The following is a 19,954-nucleotide window of genomic DNA, read 5'->3' on the forward strand; positions in this document are numbered from 1 at the left end:
GTGACCCGGGTTCACCGTCCCTGACGGAAAAGTCGGGTCACTGCGATGGTATCCGGAGGAAGGCGTAGCCCTCGCATCCGGTTGACGCCGGTCCCACTACCTGGACATTTGTCATTTGATCAAGGGTGCAGCCAGCCACCGGAGGGAAGATTCCGGACAACGGTGAAGACCAGCGTCAACGCGCCCAGGCTCCACAGGTGGACGGGTCCGAGGTCGAGCCGGGCGGGCCGTCCGCGCGCGATACGGATCACCCAGACGGCCCACAGCACCGCGAAGGCCAGGTACCCGCCGACGGCGAGCGCGTTGTCCGTGAGCGCCGTGGCGAGGTCCCCGTGCGCGACGGCGTGCGCGCTGCGCAGACCGCCGCAGCCGGGGCAGTACACGCCCGTGAGGCGCAGCAGCGGGCAGACGGGGTAGTGGCCGGGCTCGTTGGGGTCGACGGCCCCGACGTACGCGAAGGCCCCCGCGACGGCCGCGAGCAGCGCGCCCGGAACGGCCAGCCGCCGCAGCACACCCGCGTCCGGCCCGGTCCGCGTCACCCTCTGGGTTTCGGCGTTCACGCGACGCATTCTGCCTCTCGCGCGGGCCGGGCGCTCGCCCGGGTACACGGAGGGCGGCCCCGGCGAATCGCCGGGGCCGCCCTCCGTCACAGCCTCAGTGGGTCAGGCGTCGGCGCCCACGGTCGAACGCGCCGTGTTCGCGGGCTGCGCTGCGGCCTTCGGCTGGCCGAGGCCCATGCTCCGCATGAGCATGCCCACGACACCGCCCAGGGCGACGACGACCATGCCGGCCCAGAAGCCCAGCGGTTCGGCCTTGACCATGAAGGCACCCGCGACGCAGAAACCGATGAAGGCGATGATGACACCGGTCCAGGCGGCCGGGGTGTGACCGTGGCTGCTGCCCGCCATGACTTGCTCCTCGTTGCTGTATGCGTGTGTGAGTCGGACGCTCACGGCCCATTGTCCCGTACGCACGGGTCCGCCGTGAGCGGGGGGTCACCCCCGCGCGTGCCGGTCCGGGCCGCTCACGGCGGGGGCCCCGGGCCCGGGAACCTCCGCGAACGGGCTCTAGGGCCTGTCCGGGTCGGGGGCGGTGTCGGGGCCGGTGGGGTCCTCGCCGCGGTCGAGGGCCTTCCAGAGGTCCTCGGGGCGGTCCGGGTCGACCGGCTTGGCCTTGCGGGGCCGGGGCCTGCCGTCCCGCTCGTAGCGGCCGGACATGGCGGGCCAGGTGCGGCCGTGGCGCAGCGCGAGCAGCCCGGCCAGCAGGATGAGCGCGCCGGCCGCCGCGGCCACGTACGGCCAGCCGGTGTGGCCGATCCCGGCCGCGGTGGCGGCGGTGTTGCCGGAGGCGGAGGCGGCCTGCTCGTCGAGGGCGGAGCTGTCGCTCGCGCCGAGGACGGAGGCGACGGCGATGCCCGCGCCGGAGAGCGCGAGGAGCGCGGAGACCAGGAGGCGGCCGGAGCGGCGGACGGCGAAGACGGCGACGAGCGCGGCGAGGCCGACTATCGCGAGCGCGGCGGGCACACCCGTGACGTCGCTGCCCTTGACGGTCAGCGGGAAGTCGCCGCCGGCCACGGTCGCGGTCCCCCGCGCCCAGCCCTGCCGGCTGGCGAGCAGGGCGACGGCCGCGCCGAGCGCGCCGCTCAGCAGGGTCACGGCAAGGCTGCGGCGGCCGGACCGGGCGGGTCCCGCGGCTTCGGTTCGGGGGTGAGGTACGGCAGTCACAGACCCCACTATCGCCTGAACCCCGGGCGAACCGTCAGTCGGGGTTGCGTGAGCCTCGTCCTATTCGGGCCGTTCGGGCGCGGTTCGCACGGATCGTACGGCCCCGGGTGCGGCCGGGACCGTCGGCCGGACGTCGGCCCGACCGCCCGCCTCCCGGCCGTGCGAGCCGGTCCGCGGCCCCCGGCCGACCCCGCCCGGAGCCGTTCGGCGTACGGGCCGGGCCCACGCGGACACGGCCCAGGGCGTTCCCGCGAAGTCGCGCCCGCCCGGCGTCCGGACGGACTACGCGACTTCGCCGGACACGCCTTGGCGACCGAGGCGGTTCGCGGTGTGGACCGCCCGCAGTACCGCCGCCGCCTTGTTGCGGCACTCGTCGTCCTCCGCCTGTGGGACCGAGTCGGCGACGATGCCCGCGCCGGCCTGGACGTAGGCCGTGCCGTCGCGCAGCAGGGCCGTACGGATGGCGATGGCGGTGTCGGAGTCGCCAGCGAAGTCGAGATAGCCGACGCAGCCGCCGTACAACCCGCGCCGGGACGGTTCCAGTTCGTCGATGATCTGCATCGCGCGCGGCTTGGGCGCCCCGGAGAGCGTTCCGGCGGGGAAGCAGGCGGTGAGCACGTCGAAGGCCGTACGGCCCGCGGCGACCCGGCCGGTCACCGTGGAGACGATGTGCATCACGTGCGAGTACCGCTCGATGGACATGAAGTCGACGACCTCGACGGAGCCGGGCTCGCAGACCCGTCCGAGGTCGTTGCGCCCGAGGTCGACGAGCATGAGGTGCTCGGCGCGCTCCTTGGGGTCGGCGAGCAGCTCGTCGGCGAGTGCCTGGTCGTCCTGGACGGTCGCGCCGCGCGGCCGGGTGCCGGCGATGGGGTGCACCATCGCCTGTCCGCCCTCGACCTTGACCAGGGCCTCCGGGGAGGAGCCGACGACGTCGAAGCCGTCGAAGCGGAACAGGTACATGTACGGCGAGGGGTTGGTCGCCCGCAGGACGCGGTAGACGTCCAACGCGCTGGCCGTGCAGGGGGTTTCGAAGCGCTGGGAGGGGACGACCTGGAAGGCCTCGCCGGCCCGGATGCGCTCCTTGATGTCCTCGACGGCGTCCTGGAAGTCGGGGCCGCCCCAGAGCGCGGTGTACTCGGGGAGTTCGGAGGGCGGGAGCGCGGCGGGCGGCTGGGACACCGCGCGCGAGAGGTCGGCCTCCATGGCGTCGAGGCGGGCGACGGCGTCCGCGTACGCCTCGTCGACGCCCGTGTCGAGGTCGTTGTGGTTGATCGCGTTGGCGATGAGCTGGACCGAGCCGTCCCAGTGGTCCAGGACCGCGAGGTCGCTGGTGAGCAGCATGGTCAGCTCGGGCAGGTTCAGGTCGTCCCGCTCGCCGGGGCCGATCTTCTCCAGGCGGCGCACGATGTCGTAGCCCAGATAGCCGACCATGCCGCCGGTGAACGGGGGCAGCCCCTCGGTGCCCGGGGTGTGCAGCGCCTCGATGGTGGCGCGCAGGGCCGCGAGCGGGTCGCCGTCGACCGGGACGCCGACCGGCGGGGTGCCGAGCCAGTGCGCCTGTCCGTCCCGCTCGGTGAGGGTCGCGGCGGAGCGGACGCCGACGAAGGAGTAGCGGGACCAGGACAGGGAGGTGCGGCCGTTCTCCGCGGATTCGAGCAGGAACGTGCCGGGGCGCTCGGCGGCCAGTTTGCGGTAGAGCGCGACCGGCGTGTCGCCGTCCGCGAGCAGTTTGCGGCTGACGGGGATGACACGGCGGTCGGTGGCCAGCTTGCGGAACGTCTCGAGGTCCATGGCGGCTGACCTTACTGATTCCGGGCCGGCGCGCCGGAATCGGCGTCCTCGGCCCCGTCGCCGGTGTCCTTGAGCAGCACATCCGCGTCGAAGCAGGTGCGGGCACCGGTGTGGCAGGCGGCGCCCACCTGGTCGACACGCACCAACAGGGTGTCGGCGTCGCAGTCCAGGGCCACGGATCTGACGTGCTGGAAGTGGCCGGAGGTGTCGCCCTTGACCCAGTACTCCTGGCGGCTGCGCGACCAGTAGGTGCAGCGGCCGGTGGTGAGGGTGCGGTGCAGTGCCTCGTCGTCCATCCAGCCGAGCATCAGCACCTCACCGGTGTCGTACTGCTGGGCGATGGCGGGGACGAGGCCGTCGGCGCTGCGCTTGAGGCGGGCGGCGATCTCGGGGTCGAGACTGCTGGCGGGAGGCGTGCTGGTCATGGGTGCCATTGTGCCGCGCCGGGTCGTCCTGCCCGGCCGTTGTCCACAGGCCGGACCCCGCGTTCGTCCACAGGTGGGACCCGGCCGGTCGCGCCGCGCTCTCCACTGGGCGCAGTGGCCGCCCGGCCGTAGGCTGGCCGTCATGTCGACCTATGCCAAGCGCGAACGGCTCCTCCTCGCCGATCTGTTGGAAACCGTGGGACCGGAGGCCCCGACCCTGTGCGAGGGCTGGAACACCCGGGACCTCGCCGCGCACGTGGTGGTGCGCGAGCGTCGCCTCGACGCCGCCGGCGGTGTCGTCGTCAAACAGCTCGCGTCCCGGCTGGAGCGGGTGATGGCGGAGTTCGCCGACAAGCCGTACGAGGAGTTGATCCAGCTGCTCCGGACGGGGCCGCCGCGGTTCTCACCGTTCTCCCTGAAGCAGGTGGACGAGGCGTCGAACGTGGTGGAGTTCTACGTCCACACCGAGGACGTGCGGCGCGCGCAGCCGGGCTGGACGCCGCGCGAGCTCGACGCGGTGTTCCAGGATGCCCTGTGGTCGCGTCTGGACCGCACGGCCAAGCTGATGGGCCGGGGCGCTCCGACGGGTGTGGTCCTGCGCCGCCCGGACGGCCGGACGACGGTGCTGAACAAGGGGACGCCGGTGGTGACGGTGACCGGCGAGCCCTCGGAGCTGCTGATGTTCGCGTTCGGCCGGCAGGGCGTGGCGGACGTCGAGCTGGACGGCGACAAGGACGCGATCACCAGGCTCCACGAGGCGAAGCAGCTCGGGATCTAGGGATCCGGAGCCCGCCCGTCCGCCGGGACCGGACCGGCGGTCAGCGGGGGAGTTCGGCGCGCCGCAGGTCCCGTACGCACAGGGCGAGGACCCCGCCGAGGCCGCACACGGCGGCGCTGGCGACGAAGACCGGCCCGGTCCCCCACCGGCCGATCGCGGCGGCGGTCACCGGCATGCTGAGCGGCGCGAGACCGAGGCTGACGATGCCGGCGACGGCGCTGACCCGGCCCAGGTAGGCGGGGTCGGACTGGGTCTGGATCAGCGCTCCGCACAGGGCGCCGCTGAGCCCGGCGAGCAGCCCGACGACGAGGGCGACACCGACGGCCCCGGCGACGCCCGGCACGAAGGCGAGCGCGCCGATCGCCACGGAGCCGCCGAGGATGGCCACGGCGGCGACGGTGCCCGCGCGCGGGAGCCGTCCGCGCAGGGTCAGCAGCAGCGCCGCGGCTCCGGCGCCGGTGCCGAACGCGGCGATCACCCAGCCCATCCCGGACGCGCCCCAGCCGCGCCGGTCGGCGAGCAGGGTCAGTCCGACGTTGAACGGTCCCACGAAGCCGAGGTCGCCGAGGGCGATGACCGCGATGAGCGGGGCGAGGACGCGGTGGCCGCGGATGTGGCGCAGCCCGTCGCGGAGGTCGTGCCAGGCGGTGCGGCCGGCCCCGCCCGCCTCGTCGTCCGGGGTGAGTTCCCGCATGCGTACGGAGATCAGCAGCGGCACCGACACGGCGATGAGCAGGCCGGCCAGCGCGAACGCGGTGGCCGCGCCGCCGAGGGCGACGGCGAGGCCGCCGAGCGGGGCGCCCAGCACATTGGCGGAGCGGATGGCGAGTCCGCGCATGCCCTGGACGCGGGCGAGCTGGTCGCGGCCGGTGACACGGGCGGGGAGCGCACCGACGGCGGGCATGAACACGGCGTCGACGACGCCGAAGACGACGGCGGCCAGGCCCAGCAGCCACAGCCCCGGGCTGGTCACGAAGAGCAGCGCGGCGACCGCCAGCACGGTCGCGCAGCGCACCGCGTCACTGCCGATGACGACCTTCCGCGGCCCGAACCGGTCGGCGACCACTCCCCCGCCCAGCATCAGCAGGGCCCGCGGTACGGCGCTGACGGACATCACGAGCCCGGCCTGGGAGGGGCTGCCGGCCTGGACGGCGGCCCACGACAACGCGATGTAGTAGACGTTGTCGCCGATCATCGACGAGGTGTAGGCGCCGAGCCAGCGCAGGACGTTGCCGTCGCGGTGGGCGGCCCTGCCGGGAGCGTGCGCGGTGGTCGGGGCGGGGCCGGGTATGACAGTCGCGGTCACGGGGCCGGGTCCTTTCGGGGCGGACGCGCTCTCGGGGTCAGACACGGAACGGGAATCCGTACACGTGCAGCGCGACGTTCTCGCGCCCTTCGGTGTCACCGGCCGCCTCGTCCGCGCGGCCCTTCTCGTCGTACTTCCGGATGACAGCGAGCAACTCCCGGTTGAGTTCGGTCAGTTCGGCCGGCGTCAGCCGCAGGGTGGACTCGGTGTCGGAGGATGCGCCGCCCCACTCGGCGCCCCAGGCGTGCCGCTCGTCCAGATAGCGCCGGTAGAGGTCGGCGCGCTGGTCGACGAGGAGCCGCGCGAACGCGGTGTGGGCGGCGGACGTCTCCGGTGCGTTCCGGAAGTCCTCGTCGTGGACGCTCAAACCCTCCGACGCGGGCTGCCACCAGCGCTCACGGCCGTCCCCGCTGCGCGGCTCCGCCTCCTCGATGAGCCCGTGCTCGGCGAGTTTGCGCAGGTGGTAACTGACGAGCGAGGGCGCCTCGTCGACCCGCTCCCCCAGCTGGGAGGCGGTGGCGGCGCCCGCGATGTGCAAGGCGCGGTAGAGCTGCATGCGCAGCGGATGGGCGATCGCCTTGAGCGTGCCCATGTCCGTGATCCGGCGGTCTTCCTTGCGCGTCATACCCTCACCGTAGATATGAAAGAAAAGTTGCGCAACTAATATTGCGCAACTTTCCTTTCGCACCTCCGGGGCCGGGAACCGAGGACGGGGAACCCTCACGGATCGAGCAGTGAATGCGCCGCCAGGGCGAGCGACAGCTCGACCACGTCCGCCGGCCGGGTCAGGGAGCGGCCGGTGAGCTGTTCGCAGCGCCGCAGCCGGTTCAGGACCGTGTTGCGGTGGCAGTAGAGGCGGCCCGCGGCCCGCTGGGCGGAACCGTCGCAGTCGAGCCAGACGGTCAGCGTGTCCAGCATGATGTCGCGGTCGGACAGGTCCAGGCGCAGCAGCGGCCCGAGGACCCGCTCGGAGAGTGCCGCGCCGAGGGCCGGCGCGGACACGACGAGCGCGGCGGGCAGGTGCTCCTCCAGGACGATGGTTCCGCCGGAGCGCGGACAGGCCCGCAGCGCCGTGTCGGCGAGGCGGCGGGCGTCGCCGATCGCCGCGAGCCCCTCGACGACCGGGCTCACTCCGACCCGGGCCGGCGGCGGGGCGGTCAACCGGCGGGCGATCTCCCCGGCGTCCAGGTCGGGTCCGTGCGTTCCCGGGCGCTCACCGCCCCGGCCGTCCGCCCGGTCCGCGCCGTCCGTCCCGTGCGCGCCGTCCGGACTCGTCCCGGCCCCCGGGGCGGACGCCGGCCCGGGGCCCGCGTCGAGGAGGCTCTCGTCGTGGCCGCGACCGGGCCGGCCCTCGTCGTGGGGGCGGTCGCCGAGCGGGACGATGCCGTAGGTGCCCTCGGCGTCGCGGTCGCGGTCGCGGTACCAGAGGATCCGCAGGCCGGAGAGACCCACCTGGCCGCGTACGTCCGTGAACGCCCGGCCGGCGGGCAACCGGACCAGCACGACCGCGTACCGGCCCTGTTCGGGAAGCCCCAGGGCGGCGGCGGTGGCCGGCAGATCGGTGATCCTGGCGGTGCCGTCGAGGAGCGCGGCCGTCATCAGCCGCAGCCGGTTCTCCCTGCGCCACATCAGCTCGCGCTCGGTCTGGCGGTAGGCGTCGGTGACCACGGCGCAGTGGTCGTCGACGAAGTTCCAGACGTCGGCGGCCACATGCACGAGCAGGCGCGCGTCGGAGGGATGGCGGCGGGTCGTCTCGTCGACGAGCTCCTGCCAGATCATGCCGCCGCCCAGCCGGAAGGCGCGCAACAACGCGTCCAGCGGAAGGCCGCGTTCGGCGCGGGCCCTGCCGATGGCCCAGGAGCAGCGGTGGGCGGCCTCGCGCAGTTCACCGGGCTGGATCAGGGACCCGACGTTGAGCCGCAGCGAGCGCCGCACCTCGTCGCGAACGCTCTCCGCGTCGGTCTCCATGGCCGCGCGGTACGCGGGTTCGCGCGCCACCAGGAGGTCCACCAGGCGTTCGGACAGTTCGGGCAGCCCCGCGATCAGCGCCCGGGCGGCGCGGTGCAGCACCGAGAGCGCCTCCGCGTCGACGGCCGGGCGGGCGGGCGGGACCGGGGGCCGTGGCCCTGGCCGGGACCGGACGTGGGCGGGTACGAGGTGCTGCATCGCTGTCCTCCACCGGGGTCGGCTCGGTCGGGACGCCCGCTCGGCCGACGCGCGGCACACGGGTGGCCCGGACCTCCTGATCCCGCAGGATGACATACCGCCCGGTCGGTACCTAGGGGTGTGCGGTGGTCTTCTCGGCCCGGTCCACCAGTCGGGACAGCTCGACGCGGGAGCGGACCCCCAGGGCGGCGAAGACATTGCGCAGGTGGTGGTCCACGGTGCGGGGGCTCACGGACAGGCGCAGCGCGACTTCGCGATTGGTGGCCCCTTCCGCCACACAGCGGGCGATCCGGAGCTGCTGGGGTGTCAGGAGGGTGAGCGGACCGGCCGGTTCACCCGGTCCGGCGTCCCCGGTGGCCCGCAGTTCCGCCCGTGCCTGCGCGGCCCAGCCGAGCGCCCCGCCGCGCTCGAAGGACACCAGAGCGTCCCGCAGCCGGCCGCGCGCCTCGCCGGGTCTGCGCCGCCGCCGCAGCCAGGCCCCGTAGAGAAGCTGGGTGCGGCCGCGTTCGAAGTCCCCGGCCACCTCGTCGTGCCGGGCCAGCGCGGCGGCGAACAGCGCCTCGCAGTCCTCGGGGCCACTCAACAACGCACGGCAGCGCGCCAGTTGGGCCGGGGCCTGGGGATCCGCGCCCTGCTCGGACCAGTCGGCGAACGCGGCGACCGCCGACCGGGCGGCCTCCGTCTGTCCCGTGCGGACAGCCGCTTCCACGAAGCAGGGGGCGGCGAGCATCCGTATCGCGAAGTGACCGCGGCGCGGGCCCGCGCCGACCAGCGGGCCGAGCCGCGCCGCGGCCTCGGCGAGCCGGCCGCGGGCCAGGTCGGCGCGGGCCCGCGCCCACTGGGACAGCGTGGCCGCCTGCGCGAGACCGTGGGCCGCGGCGACGCGTTCGGCGGCCGTGGCGTGCTCCGCGACGGTCTCCGGGGAGCCCTCCACGGACGCCACCAGGGCGAGGATCGCGTGGTGGTGCGCCGCGAGGTTGTCCTGGCCGGCTCCGGCCGCCGTGCGCAGGCCGTCCTCGGCGTGGGCGCGGGCACGGGCGTGACGGCCGGCCCGCAGCTCTCCGTAGGCCAGCCGTTCCAGCGCCTGGGCGACCAGGATGTACGGGCCCGTGGCCCTGGCGACGGCGAGGGCGCGGGAGTCGGCGCGCGCGGCGGCGGCGAGGTCCCCGAGGACGAGGGCGGCGTTCCCGGCCCGCAGCAGGGTCTCCGGGCCGTCGTGGACCCCGGCCGCGGTGCCCGCCCGGGCCACCACCTCCCGCAAGGACGGCCGGCCGGTGTCCGGGCGGCCGTGCATCACCGCGGACATCCCCGCCCGGTACGCGGCGAGCAGCGGGTCGGATCCCGGCTGCGCCGGACCCTGGTCCAGGGCTTCCGCGCAGGCCGCCGCGTCTCCCGCCGCCCAGGACGCCTCGACGGCGGCGAGCCGGGCGGCCAGGGCGCGGGGCGGGTCGGCCGGGTCCAGTGACTCGGCGGCCAGCAGCAGTACTTCGCGGGCGTCGGCGACCGGGCCGTCCTGGAGCGCGAGGAGCCCGCTCACCAGTTGGGCCGCGCCGCGCACGACGCCGGCCGGACGCTCGCACCCGGCCCGGGCGAGCAACTCCCGCGCGCGGTGCGGCAGTCCGGCCAGCCGGGCCTGGTCGGCCGCGTCGATCAGACGGACGGCGCACAGCTCCTGGTCGACGGCGAGTCCGGCCGCTCTCGCCCAGGCCGCCGAGCGCTCAGCGTGCGTCGGCCGAGCGTCCGCCGCCGCCGCGGCGGCGAGGGCGTCGCCGAGCCCCGGGGCGGGAGCGACGGCCGCCGAGGCCCGGTGGAAGAGGACGGGCAGGGCGCTCGGGCCCCCGGCGTGGGCATCGGCCAGCAGTCGGTGCGCCGCGCGGCGACGGGCGGGCGGGGCGGTGGCGTGAACGGCACGGGCCAGGCCCGGATCGAGGAGCCGGATACGGCCTCCGTCGAGCCGGAGGTGCCCCGCGGCCTCGGCGGCGTCGAGGACACCCGCCCCGAGGCCGCAGGCCCCGGCCGCCCGGAGAACCACCGAGGCGTCCACCCCGTCGGCCCTCGCGTCCCGCTCCCCCTCGGCCACCACCAGCAGCAACAGTCCGGCCTCGGCCGGACCGGTCCCCTCCGGGCCGACAGGCCCGGCCGGCGCGGCAGGCGTGTCGGGCGCGTCCACCGGGCCGGACGGGTCGGCCGGCTGGGTCGGACACGTCGTCGCGATCGGGCCGGACATCCCGAGCCCCGCGGGCGCGGAACGTGCCCGGGGCGGGCGGGGCGCCCCGGGCGGCGGTAACGGGGCCCGGGCCGGCGCCCCGAGGGGAATTCGCGCAGTCGCGTTTCCAGTCACACCGTCACGTTACTTCCGCGTAAACAACGGCGGAAGCCCCGCGTTCGCTTGCGCGTGCGGGCAAGGAACCCCCTCTGACCTGCACGGACACGACCGCTGCTGGGCGGGGTCCCACGCCGGGCGGGCAAGGCTTGTGCGCCCGCACAGGACCGCGCCCCGGTTCCCCGGAAACGCCCGCACGCGGGTGACCGCCACCGGGATCGGCGGCCGTCACCCGCGCACGGACGGACTGTGCGGGACGGACTGTGCACTGCGGACTGTGCGGTGCGGGTCAGGAGGTGTGCGGGCAGTTGCCCCGGTACTCGGCGATCGTCAGCGAGGCCTGCGGCAGCGGGCAGAGGAACTGCTCGTAGCGGGTGTCATTGTCGATGAATCGCTTGAGCCACGAGATGCTGTACTTCGCGATCGTCGTGTTCGAGCTGTTGGGCGTGAAGTGGGTGGCGCCCCTGAGCTCCAGGTACGCCTTGTCCAGCGTGCTCGGCAGACTCGCGTAGAAGGGCTCCGAGTGCGTGGCGACCGGCGCGATCGTGTCGCCGTCCGCGCCCACGATCAGCGTCGGCGTCTTGATCTCCGGCCAGGTGGTGTCCAGGTTCCATCCGGTGAGCGGGATCGCCGCCTGGAGCGAGGGACGGCTCTTCGCGGCCTCCAGTGTTCCGCCGCCGCCCATCGAGTGGCCCATGACGCCGAGCCGGCTGCTGTCGATCCTGGTCCGCACGGAACTGCTCTGGGTCAGGTAGTCGAGCGCGGCCAGCAGTTGCCGGCCGCGGCTGTCGGGCTGGTCGAGCGTGGTGAGGGTGTCGATGGTGAACACCACGAAGCCCTGCGAGGCGAGCCGGGGACCGAGCCAGGAGATGGACGACTGGTAGGCGGTGTACCCGGGTGAGATGACGACCGCGCCGAAGGTGCCGTCGGCGGTCGAGGTCGGGTAGTAGATCGTGCCGCCGCCGAAGCCGCTCACGGACAGGGAGGAGACGGTGGTGGTGGAGACGGCGTACGAACCACGCGAGGCCTCGATACTGGCGTTCGTGGGGGCGGGGCCGCGCTCGTACGGGTTCGCGGCGGCCTGCGCCGAGACGGCTCCTGCTGCGACGACGGCCTGCGCCCCGGTGGCCTGCGCGGCGACGAGGCCGCCCGTGGCCAGGAGCAGCGCGAGTCCGGCCCGCACCAGACGGCCGGCCGGCCGGTGCGGTCGGCGGGGGGACGGTTCGGATCCGACGGGTGCGACGGGGAGTGCGGGGTTCGGCTGCACGGTGGGTGCGTCCTCTCGGTGAGGCGGGGTGAGGGAGGACGGACCCGCGCCGCGGTCCGGGCGCCGCCCTGGCATGGGGTACCGGAAGGCGCGCGCCACGTCACGGCGGGGGTCCGTCTCCGTGGTTGCGCTGGCAACTGTCCGCCCCGGCACCGGCCCGCACATCGGCAGAACCACCGGCCGTGCGCACCGCCCCCGCGGCCCCACACGCGGATTCCGGCTCCCCCTCGCCCCCCGGAACGAGGCCCCACCGCCCGCGGGTGAACAGTCCCTTTCCCGCGAACTCGCTTCCCCGGGAGGAGGGCCGCACCAGCCCCGGAACGGGCGTCACCGTCCCACGACGAACACCCCTTTCCCGCGAACGTGTGTCCCCGGGACCGGGGCCGCCCGCCCCGCGGAACACTGCCCCGCCTGCCCCACCGGCCCCGGAAACGGTCATGGCCCGCGTCCGGCAGCGAAGGCTGCCCGGGCGCGGGCCATGACGTGAGCCGTACGCGGCCGTTGCGGCCACCGGCGGGAGTCGAAGCCGGCCAGGGACCCCCTGCTGAAGGCCCCGGCCGGGATCGTCAGCGGACGGGATGTCCCGCCTCGCGCAGGGTCTCCTTGACCTCGCCGATCCGCAGGTCGCCGAAGTGGAAGACGGACGCGGCCAGCACCGCGTCGGCGCCCGCCCCGATGGCCGGCGGGAAGTGGTCGAGTCGGCCGGCGCCGCCGCTGGCGATCAGCGGAACGGTGACGTGCTTGCGTACGGCCTCGATCATCTCGATGTCGTAGCCGTCCTTCGTGCCGTCGGCGTCCATCGAGTTGAGCAGGATCTCGCCCGCGCCCAGCTCGGCGGCCCGGTGCGCCCACTCGACGGCGTCGATGCCGGTGCCCTGTCGGCCGCCGTGGGTGGTCACCTCGAAGGAACCGCCCTCGGTCCTGCGCGCGTCCACCGACAGCACGAGCACCTGCCGCCCGAACCGCTCCGCGATCTCGCGGATGAGCTCGGGGCGGGCGATCGCGGCCGTGTTGACGCCGACCTTGTCGGCACCGGCCCGCAGCAGCTTGTCGACGTCCTCGGCGGTGCGGACACCGCCGCCGACCGTCAGCGGGATGAAGACCTGCTCGGCCGTGCGGCGCACCACGTCGTACGTGGTCTCACGGTTGCCCGAGGACGCGGTGATGTCCAGGAACGTGAGCTCGTCGGCGCCCTCGGCGTCGTACACCTTGGCCATCTCGACGGGATCGCCCGCGTCCCGCAGGTTCTGGAAGTTGACGCCCTTGACGACCCGGCCGTTGTCCACGTCCAGGCAGGGAATCACTCGGACCGCCAGGGTCATGACCGCGTTTCTCCCTGCTCCGTGGGGTCTGTCCGGAACGCCTCCACCTCGACCTCGACCACCAGCCGCGGGTCCACCAGACCCTCGACGATGATCATGGAGGCGGCGGGGCGGATGCCGTCGAACAGCGCCTTGTGGGCGCGGCCGACCTCCTCGACGTCCCGGGCGTGGGTGATGTGCATGTGGGTGCGGACGACGTCCTCGCGGCCCAGGCCGAGCCGCTCCAGGGCCGCGAACGCGACCCCGAAGGCGTTGACCGTCTGCTCGTAGGGATCGTCCTCGACGACGTCGCCGTCGATGATCGAGCTGCAACCGGACACCAGCACCAGGCCGTTCGGCAGCTCCACCGCGCGGGAGTACCCGAAGGCGTCCTCCGCGGGCGAGCCGGTCGAAAGGCGGCGTACGGCGCTCACCGGGCTACCGCCGCCAGGGCCTCTTCGAGGGTGAACGCCTTGGCGTACAGGGCCTTGCCGACGATGGAGCCCTCGACGCCGAGCGGCACGAGTTCGGCGATGGCCCGCAGGTCGTCCAGCGAGGACACCCCGCCGGAGGCGACCACCGGGCGGTCGGTCGCCGTGCACACGTTGCGCAGGAGCTCCAGGTTCGGGCCCTGGAGCGTGCCGTCCTTGGCGATGTCCGTGACCACGTAGCGGGCGCAGCCCTCGGAGTCGAGACGGCTCAGCGTCTCGTAGAGGTCGCCGCCGTCGCGGGTCCAGCCGCGGCCGCGCAGGGTCGTGCCGCGGACGTCGAGGCCGACGGCGATCTTGTCGCCGTGCTCGGCGATGACCTTGGCGACCCAGTCGGGGGTCTCCAGGGCGGCGGTGCCGAGGTTGACGCGGGTGCAGCCGGTGGCGAGCGCGGCGGCGAGGGTCTCGTCGTCGCGGATGCCGCCGGACAGCTCGACCTTGATGTCCATCGCCCCGGTGACCTCGGCGATCAGCGCGCGGTTGTCACCGGTGCCGAACGCGGCGTCCAGGTCGACGAGGTGCAGCCACTCGGCGCCGGCGCTCTGCCAGGCCAGGGCGGCCTCCAGAGGGGAGCCGTAGGAGGTCTCGGTCCCGGACTCGCCGTGCACGAGGCGGACGGCCTGGGCGTCGCGGACGTCGACGGCGGGGAGGAGTTCGAGCTTGCTCACAGTGTTCCGATCCAGTTGGAGAGGAGCTGGGCTCCGGCGTCGCCGGACTTCTCGGGGTGGAACTGGGTGGCCCACAGAGCGCCGTTCTCGACGGCCGCCACGAAGGGCTTGCCGTGCGTGGACCAGGTGACCAGGGGGGCGCGCAGCAGCGGGTTGCCGACTTCGAGCGACCAGTCGTGGACGGCGTAGGAGTGGACGAAGTAGAACCGCGCGTCGGCGTCGAGGCCGGCGAAGGCCTCCGAGCCGTCCGGGGCGTCGACGGTGTTCCAGCCCATGTGGGGCACGACGTCGGCCTCCAGGGGTCCGACCGTGCCCGGCCATTCGTCCAGTCCCTCGGTCTCCACGCCGTGCTCGATGCCGCGGGTGAAGAGGATCTGCATGCCGACGCAGATGCCCATGACGGGGCGTCCGCCGGACAGCCGGCGGCCGATGATCCAGTCGCCGCGCGCCTCCTTGAGGCCCTGCATGCAGGCGGCGAAGGCGCCGACGCCCGGCACCAGCAGCCCGTCCGCGTTCATCGCGGTGTCGAAGTCCCGGGTGATCTCGACCTCGGCGCCCGCGCGGGCGAGGGCGCGCTCGGCGGAGCGTACGTTCCCGAAGCCGTAGTCGAAGACGACGACCTTCCTGGAAGGGCTCAACTCCACACCTCCAGCCGCATGACGCCCGCGACGAGGCACATCGCGGCACCGATGGAGAGCAGCACGACGAGGCTCCTCGGCATGTCCTGCTTGACGAAGGAGTAGATCCCTCCGGCGAGGAAGAGACCGACGACGATGAGGATGCTGGAAAGGCCTGTCACAGTGCGCCCTTAGTGGAGGGGAGGATGCCGGCTGCGCGGGGGTCGCGCTCGGAGGCGTAACGCAGGGCCCGGGCCAGCGCCTTGAACTGGCACTCCACGATGTGGTGCGCGTTGCGTCCGTAGGGGACGTGCACGTGCAGGGCGATCTGGGCCTGGGCGACGAAGGACTCCAGGATGTGCCGGGTCATCGTCGTGTCGTACTCGCCGATCATCGGCGCCATGTTCTCGGGCTCGGTGTGCACGAGGTACGGGCGGCCGGACAGGTCGACGGTCACCTGGGCGAGCGACTCGTCCAGCGGGACGGTGCAGTTGCCGAAGCGGTAGATGCCGACCTTGTCGCCGAGGGCCTGCTTGAAGGCGGCGCCGAGGGCGAGGGCGGTGTCCTCGATGGTGTGGTGCGAGTCGATGTGCAGGTCGCCCTCGGTCTTCACGGTGAGGTCGAACAGACCGTGCCGGCCGAGCTGGTCGAGCATGTGGTCGTAGAAGCCGACGCCGGTGGCCACGTCGACCTTGCCGGAGCCGTCGAGATCGATCTCGACGAGGACCGACGTCTCCTTCGTCACCCGCTCCACGCGTCCTACGCGGTTCATGCGCTCTGCTCCTTCGGGGATGCGGGGTTCTCCCCCACAGAGCCCAGTAGTTCACGTACCGCGTCGAGGAACGCGTCGTTTTCCTTCGGGGTTCCGGCGGAGACCCGCAGCCACCCCGGTACGCCGTTGTCCCGGACCAGGACGCCCTGGTCGAGGATCCGCTGCCAGGCCGCGTGGGTGTCGGCGAACCGTCCGAACTGCACGAAGTTCGCGTCCGACTCGGTCACCTCGCAGCCCATCGCGCGCAGTTCGGTGACCAGCCGGTCCCGTTCGGACTTGAGCTGCTCCACGTACCCGAGGAGGGTGTCGGTGTGCTCCAGGGCCGCCAGCGCGGTCGCCTGTGTCACGGCCGACAGGTGGTACGGCAGCCGCACGAGCTGGACGGCGTCCACGACGGCCGGGTGGGCGGCGAGGTAGCCGAGGCGCAGTCCGGCCGCGCCGAAGGCCTTCGACATCGTCCGGGAGACGACGAGATTCGGCCGTCCTTCGAGCAGGGGCAGCAGCGAGTCGCCGTGGCTGAACTCGATGTAGGCCTCGTCGACCACGACCATGGACGGCTTCGCCGCCTGCGCGGCCTCGTACAGCGCGAGGACCGTCTCGGGCGGGACCGCGTTGCCGGTGGGGTTGTTGGGGGTGGTGACGAAGACGACGTCCGGCCGGTTCTCGGCGATGGCCCGCTCGGCGGCGACGAGGTCGATGGTGAAGTCCTCGCCCCGCGGGCCCGAGATCCAGGCCGTGCCCGTGCCGCGCGCGATGAGCGCGTGCATCGAGTACGACGGTTCGAAGCCGATCGCGCTGCGGCCGGGGCCGCCGAAGGTCTGGAGCAGTTGCTGGATGACCTCGTTCGAGCCGTTGGCGGCCCAGACGTTCTCGACGCCGACCGGGTGCTTTCCGGTCTTCGTCAGATAGGCGGCCAGCCCGGTGCGCAGCTCCACCGCGTCCCGGTCGGGGTAGCGGTTGAGTCCGCGGGCGGCCTCACGGACCCGCTCGGCGATCCGCTCGACGAGCGGCTCGGGCAGCGGGTACGGGTTCTCGTTCGTGTTCAGGCGTACGGGGACGTCGAGCTGCGGTGCGCCGTAGGGGGTCTTGCCCCGCAGTTCGTCCCGTACGGGGAGATCGTCGATGCCGGTCACTTGCCCTCGGGTACCTTCCAGCCGCGCGACACTTGTTCATCTCCGACAAACCTTGCCTTCACCGCCGCGCCGTGCGCGGGCAGGTCCTCCGCCTCCGCCAGCGTCACCACGTGATGGGCGACGTCGGCGAGCGCGTCCTTCGTGTAGTCGACGATGTGGATGCCGCGCAGGAAGGACTGGACGGACAGGCCCGAGGAGTGGCAGGCGCAGCCGCCAGTGGGCAGGACGTGGTTGGAGCCCGCCGCGTAGTCGCCGAGCGAGACCGGGGCCCAGGGGCCGACGAAGATCGCTCCGGCGTTCCTGACCCGGTCGGCGACGGCGGCCGCGTCGGCGGTCTGGATCTCCAGGTGCTCGGCGCCGTACGCGTCGACGACCCTGAGGCCCTCGTCGACGCCGTCGACGAGGACGATCGCGGACTGCCTGCCGCTCAGGGCCGGGACGATCCGGTCGTCGACGTGCTTGGTGGCCGCGATCTGCGGTTCCAGTTCCTTCTCCACCGCATCCGCGAGGGCCGGCGAGTCGGTGACGAGGACGGCGGCGGCGAGCGGGTCGTGCTCGGCCTGGCTGATCAGGTCGGCGGCGACGTGCGCCGGGTCGGCGGTGTCGTCCGCGAGGACCGCGATCTCGGTCGGGCCGGCCTCGGCGTCGATGCCGATCCGGCCGGTGAAGTAGCGCTTGGCCGCGGCGACCCAGATGTTGCCGGGGCCGGTCACCATGTCGGCCGAGGGGCAGGACTCGGTGCCGTACGCGAACATCGCGACGGCCGTGGCACCGCCGGCCGCGTACACCTCGTCGACGCCGAGCAGCGCGCAGGCGGCCAGGATCGTCGGGTGCGGCAGGCCGCCGAACGCGGACTGGGCGGGGGAGGCGAGCGCGATCGAGCCGACCCCGGCCTCCTGGGCCGGGACCACGTTCATGATCACGGACGACGGGTACACCGAGCGGCCGCCGGGCGCGTACAGCCCGACCCGGTCGACCGGCACCCACTTCTCGGTGACCGAGCCACCGGGCACGACCTGGGTGGTGTGCGTCGTACGGCGCTGTGCGCGGTGGACGAGACGGGTGCGGCGGATCGACTCCTCCAGGGCCGCGCGCACGTCGGGGTCGAGCTGTTCCAGGGCGTCGGCGAGGGCCTGGGCCGGAACACGTACGGACTCGAGCCGTACTCCGTCGAACTTCTCCGCGTAGTCGATCAGCGCCGCGTCTCCCCGATGATGCACGGCCTCGCAGATCGGTCGCACCTTCTCGAGGGCGGCCGAGACGTCGAAGTCGGCTCGGGGCAGCAGGTCGCGCAGGGCGGGGCCCTCGGGGAGGGCGTCGCCGCGCAGATCGATTCGGGAGATCACGGACTCAATTCTCTCAGACCGCGGCGGGGCGCCGGACGCCTGTATCAGTGGCTGATACAAGCCACTGTCGCCTCCCGTGGAAGATCCCCCTCACCGGGAGCGTTCGCGCCGTGACTGAGCGGGCATTGCAGGACCGTGGAACCCGCGAGTAGCAGGGGAGGAAGTGACATGCCGTGACCGAGGGTGCCGACCTGCGCGCCGGTGACCTGCCCGACGAGCTGACCGCCGCCGAGGCGGGGATGTGGCAGGCCTTCCGCAACGGCAGCGTGTACGACCTGCGCAGTGGGGACACCGCCGTCGACGATCCGCACGGCGGACATCCCTGGGGGCCCGAGCGCAGCGTCCGGGCCCGGATAGTGGCCTGGCTGCTGCTCGACGGGCCGCCGGCCCTCCAGGGCCGGGTCGCCTCCCTGAAGCTGACGGGCGTCCGGATCACCGGCGTGCTCGACCTCGCGGGCGGCGCGGTGGTGCCGTACGTGGAGCTGAAGGGGTGCCGGTTCGAGAAGGAGGTGCTGCTGCCGGAGTCCCGCTTCACCACGCTGCGGCTGGTGGACTGCGCGGTGCCCCGGCTGGAGGCGGCCCGGCTGCACACCGAGGGCGATCTGCATCTGCCGCGCTGCCACTTCCACAACGGGGTACGGCTGACCGACGCGCACATCGGCACGGATCTGCTGCTCAACCAGGCGGTCGTCTACCGGGACCGGCGCGGACAGTCGATCACCGGCGACGGCATGACCGTCGGACAGGACCTCCAGGCCGAGATGCTGGAGTCGCACGGCGAGCTCAGTCTGCGCGGCGCCACCGTCGGCGTGTCGCTGAGCCTGCGCGGCAGCAGGCTCCGCAACCCGTACACCCGGCTCGCCCTCAACGCCCCCCAGCTCACCGTCAACCGCACCCTCTACATGACCCCCGCGGGCCTCGGCAATCCGCTGGCGACCAGCGGCACCACCCCGGCGCGCGGCACCCTGGTGCAGCGGTTCGAGTGCCAGGGCGGGATCCGTCTGGACGACGGGCGCTTCGGTGACGCGGTCGACTTCGACCGGGCCCGTTTCACCTTCGACGACGACCAGGGGCTGTCGCTGCTGCGGGTCCAGACGCCCGAGCTGCGCTTCCTCGGCGAGCGGCCCGAACGCGGCAAGGTCGTGCTGTCCGGCGCGCGGATCGTCAACCTGGTCGACCGGGCGTCGAGCTGGCCGGGCCCCGGCAGCCTGCACATGGGCGGTTTCACGTACGAGAACCTGGTCCCGCAGGGGGCCTTCCCGCTGACCCGGCGCCTGGAGTGGGTGGCGGCGGCCACCGCCGAATACGCCCCGGAGCCGTACGAGCGCCTCGCCGCCGTGCTGCGCGACTCCGGTGAGGACGAGGACGCCCGCGAGGTGCTGCTCGCCAAGCAGCGCCGCCGCCGCGAGACCCTGCCGCCGGCCGCCAAGCTCTGGGGCTACGCCCAGGACTGGACGGTCGCCTACGGGTACCGTCCGGGCCGGGCCGCCCTGTGGATGGCGGTGCTGTGGGCGGCGGCGTCGATCGCCTTCGCGCACGCCGATCACCGGCCGGTCAACACCGACGGGCACCCCGCGTGGAACGCCTCGCTCTACGCCCTGGATCTGCTGCTGCCGGTCATCGACCTGGGCCAGGCCGGCTTCTGGCAGCTGCGCGGCGGCTGGCAGTGGCTGGCCGCGGTGGTGGTCCTCCTCGGCTGGATCCTGGCGACGACGGTGGCCGCCGGCGCCACCCGGCTGCTGCGCCGCGGCTGACGCCGCCCCGTCGCCGCCCGGCGATCGCACAGACATCGCACAGGTTTCGCACACCTGATGGGGCGCCATGCTTTTACCGGTCCTTGACCCGG

20 protein-coding genes are annotated in these 19,954 nt (G+C 73.6%); 2 read left to right on the top strand and 18 right to left on the bottom strand.

Features of this window, described 5'->3' with window-relative positions:
• Positions 1-119: 119 nt before the first annotated feature.
• From ACIQ7M_RS12355 to hisI, 5 genes are all read right to left on the bottom strand, one after another.
• On the bottom strand, positions 120-569 hold the full coding sequence (locus tag ACIQ7M_RS12355; protein ID WP_355759984.1) for a DUF2752 domain-containing protein: 450 nt from the start codon (positions 567-569) through the stop codon (positions 120-122).
• 93 nt (positions 570-662) lie between these two features.
• Positions 663-908: an HGxxPAAW family protein gene (locus ACIQ7M_RS12360; RefSeq protein ID WP_355759986.1), complete on the bottom strand. Its 246-nt coding sequence runs from the start codon at positions 906-908 to the stop codon at positions 663-665.
• A gap of 159 nt (positions 909-1,067) precedes the next feature.
• Positions 1,068-1,733, bottom strand: a complete 666-nt coding sequence (locus ACIQ7M_RS12365) for a TIGR02234 family membrane protein (RefSeq protein ID WP_403642863.1) — start codon at positions 1,731-1,733, stop codon at positions 1,068-1,070.
• Between the two features lie 273 nt (positions 1,734-2,006).
• Complete coding sequence (locus tag ACIQ7M_RS12370) at positions 2,007-3,518, bottom strand: anthranilate synthase component I (protein ID WP_403642866.1); 1,512 nt, start codon at positions 3,516-3,518, stop codon at positions 2,007-2,009.
• A gap of 11 nt (positions 3,519-3,529) precedes the next feature.
• Positions 3,530-3,943 (bottom strand): phosphoribosyl-AMP cyclohydrolase, encoded by a 414-nt coding sequence (hisI, locus tag ACIQ7M_RS12375; RefSeq protein ID WP_386989170.1) that lies wholly within the window; start codon positions 3,941-3,943, stop codon positions 3,530-3,532.
• 142 nt (positions 3,944-4,085) lie between these two features.
• On the opposite strand from hisI, the gene ACIQ7M_RS12380 reads away from it, so the two are divergent.
• Positions 4,086-4,721 (top strand): TIGR03085 family metal-binding protein, encoded by a 636-nt coding sequence (locus ACIQ7M_RS12380; RefSeq protein WP_403642870.1) that lies wholly within the window; start codon positions 4,086-4,088, stop codon positions 4,719-4,721.
• Positions 4,722-4,761: 40 nt separating this feature from the next.
• Here the strand turns inward: ACIQ7M_RS12380 and ACIQ7M_RS12385 are convergent, their stop codons facing one another.
• The 13 genes from ACIQ7M_RS12385 to hisD all read right to left on the bottom strand — a co-directional run bounded on the left by ACIQ7M_RS12385 (position 4,762) and on the right by hisD (position 18,108).
• Positions 4,762-6,027: an MFS transporter gene (locus ACIQ7M_RS12385; protein WP_403642872.1), complete on the bottom strand. Its 1,266-nt coding sequence runs from the start codon at positions 6,025-6,027 to the stop codon at positions 4,762-4,764.
• Between the two features lie 37 nt (positions 6,028-6,064).
• On the bottom strand, positions 6,065-6,652 hold the full coding sequence (locus ACIQ7M_RS12390) for an ArsR/SmtB family transcription factor (RefSeq protein ID WP_403642875.1): 588 nt from the start codon (positions 6,650-6,652) through the stop codon (positions 6,065-6,067).
• 95 nt (positions 6,653-6,747) lie between these two features.
• Positions 6,748-8,193, bottom strand: coding sequence for a PucR family transcriptional regulator (locus tag ACIQ7M_RS12395; protein ID WP_403642878.1), 1,446 nt, complete (start codon positions 8,191-8,193; stop codon positions 6,748-6,750).
• A gap of 112 nt (positions 8,194-8,305) precedes the next feature.
• Positions 8,306-10,420: a LuxR C-terminal-related transcriptional regulator gene (locus tag ACIQ7M_RS12400; protein WP_403642881.1), complete on the bottom strand. Its 2,115-nt coding sequence runs from the start codon at positions 10,418-10,420 to the stop codon at positions 8,306-8,308.
• 385 nt (positions 10,421-10,805) lie between these two features.
• A complete protein-coding gene (locus tag ACIQ7M_RS12405; protein ID WP_355760055.1) occupies positions 10,806-11,699 on the bottom strand; it encodes a dienelactone hydrolase family protein in 894 nt (297 codons plus the stop codon).
• A 650-nt stretch (positions 11,700-12,349) separates the two neighbouring features.
• Entirely contained in the window at positions 12,350-13,105 is a 756-nt protein-coding gene (hisF, locus tag ACIQ7M_RS12410; RefSeq protein WP_355760004.1) for an imidazole glycerol phosphate synthase subunit HisF, read from the bottom strand.
• Positions 13,102-13,518 (bottom strand): RidA family protein, encoded by a 417-nt coding sequence (locus ACIQ7M_RS12415; protein WP_355760006.1) that lies wholly within the window; start codon positions 13,516-13,518, stop codon positions 13,102-13,104. Before ACIQ7M_RS12415 ends, hisF begins: the two co-directional genes overlap by 4 nt.
• A complete protein-coding gene (gene priA, locus ACIQ7M_RS12420; RefSeq protein WP_403642886.1) occupies positions 13,515-14,240 on the bottom strand; it encodes a bifunctional 1-(5-phosphoribosyl)-5-((5-phosphoribosylamino)methylideneamino)imidazole-4-carboxamide isomerase/phosphoribosylanthranilate isomerase PriA in 726 nt (241 codons plus the stop codon). Before priA ends, ACIQ7M_RS12415 begins: the two co-directional genes overlap by 4 nt.
• Positions 14,237-14,884: an imidazole glycerol phosphate synthase subunit HisH gene (gene hisH / locus ACIQ7M_RS12425; RefSeq protein ID WP_389847543.1), complete on the bottom strand. Its 648-nt coding sequence runs from the start codon at positions 14,882-14,884 to the stop codon at positions 14,237-14,239. The genes priA and hisH overlap by 4 nt, the downstream gene beginning before the upstream one ends.
• A complete protein-coding gene (locus ACIQ7M_RS12430; RefSeq protein ID WP_326788335.1) occupies positions 14,875-15,039 on the bottom strand; it encodes a hypothetical protein in 165 nt (54 codons plus the stop codon). Before ACIQ7M_RS12430 ends, hisH begins: the two co-directional genes overlap by 10 nt.
• Entirely contained in the window at positions 15,036-15,629 is a 594-nt protein-coding gene (gene hisB, locus ACIQ7M_RS12435; RefSeq protein ID WP_037623339.1) for an imidazoleglycerol-phosphate dehydratase HisB, read from the bottom strand. The genes ACIQ7M_RS12430 and hisB overlap by 4 nt, the downstream gene beginning before the upstream one ends.
• Positions 15,626-16,762 carry a histidinol-phosphate transaminase gene (locus ACIQ7M_RS12440; RefSeq protein ID WP_355760013.1) on the bottom strand — a complete coding sequence of 379 codons (1,137 nt, stop codon included), beginning with the start codon at positions 16,760-16,762 and terminating at the stop codon, positions 15,626-15,628. Before ACIQ7M_RS12440 ends, hisB begins: the two co-directional genes overlap by 4 nt.
• A complete protein-coding gene (gene hisD / locus ACIQ7M_RS12445; protein ID WP_403642892.1) occupies positions 16,759-18,108 on the bottom strand; it encodes a histidinol dehydrogenase in 1,350 nt (449 codons plus the stop codon). The genes ACIQ7M_RS12440 and hisD overlap by 4 nt, the downstream gene beginning before the upstream one ends.
• A 173-nt stretch (positions 18,109-18,281) precedes the next feature.
• Between hisD and ACIQ7M_RS12450 the strand changes: the two genes are divergently transcribed.
• The gene (locus ACIQ7M_RS12450) at positions 18,282-19,862 is read left to right on the top strand and encodes an oxidoreductase (protein WP_355760017.1); all 1,581 of its coding nucleotides are present in this window, start codon (positions 18,282-18,284) and stop codon (positions 19,860-19,862) included.
• Positions 19,863-19,954 lie beyond the last annotated feature (92 nt).

Source organism: Streptomyces sp. NPDC096324, from assembly GCF_044763015.1.
GTDB lineage: Bacteria > Actinomycetota > Actinomycetes > Streptomycetales > Streptomycetaceae > Streptomyces.

Excerpts from the sequence above, each read along its gene's own strand:
- ACIQ7M_RS12355 (WP_355759984.1), bottom strand. The coding sequence starts at position 569 with ATGCGTCGCGTGAACGCCGAAACCCAGAGGGTGACGCGGACCGGGCCG.
- ACIQ7M_RS12360 (WP_355759986.1), bottom strand. The coding sequence starts at position 908 with ATGGCGGGCAGCAGCCACGGTCACACCCCGGCCGCCTGGACCGGTGTC.
- ACIQ7M_RS12370 (WP_403642866.1), bottom strand. The coding sequence starts at position 3,518 with ATGGACCTCGAGACGTTCCGCAAGCTGGCCACCGACCGCCGTGTCATC.
- hisI (WP_386989170.1), bottom strand. The coding sequence starts at position 3,943 with ATGACCAGCACGCCTCCCGCCAGCAGTCTCGACCCCGAGATCGCCGCC.
- ACIQ7M_RS12380 (WP_403642870.1), top strand. The coding sequence starts at position 4,086 with ATGTCGACCTATGCCAAGCGCGAACGGCTCCTCCTCGCCGATCTGTTG.
- ACIQ7M_RS12390 (WP_403642875.1), bottom strand. The coding sequence starts at position 6,652 with ATGACGCGCAAGGAAGACCGCCGGATCACGGACATGGGCACGCTCAAG.
- ACIQ7M_RS12395 (WP_403642878.1), bottom strand. The coding sequence starts at position 8,193 with ATGCAGCACCTCGTACCCGCCCACGTCCGGTCCCGGCCAGGGCCACGG.
- ACIQ7M_RS12400 (WP_403642881.1), bottom strand. The coding sequence starts at position 10,420 with ATGTCCGGCCCGATCGCGACGACGTGTCCGACCCAGCCGGCCGACCCG.
- hisF (WP_355760004.1), bottom strand. The coding sequence starts at position 13,105 with ATGACCCTGGCGGTCCGAGTGATTCCCTGCCTGGACGTGGACAACGGC.
- hisB (WP_037623339.1), bottom strand. The coding sequence starts at position 15,629 with ATGAACCGCGTAGGACGCGTGGAGCGGGTGACGAAGGAGACGTCGGTC.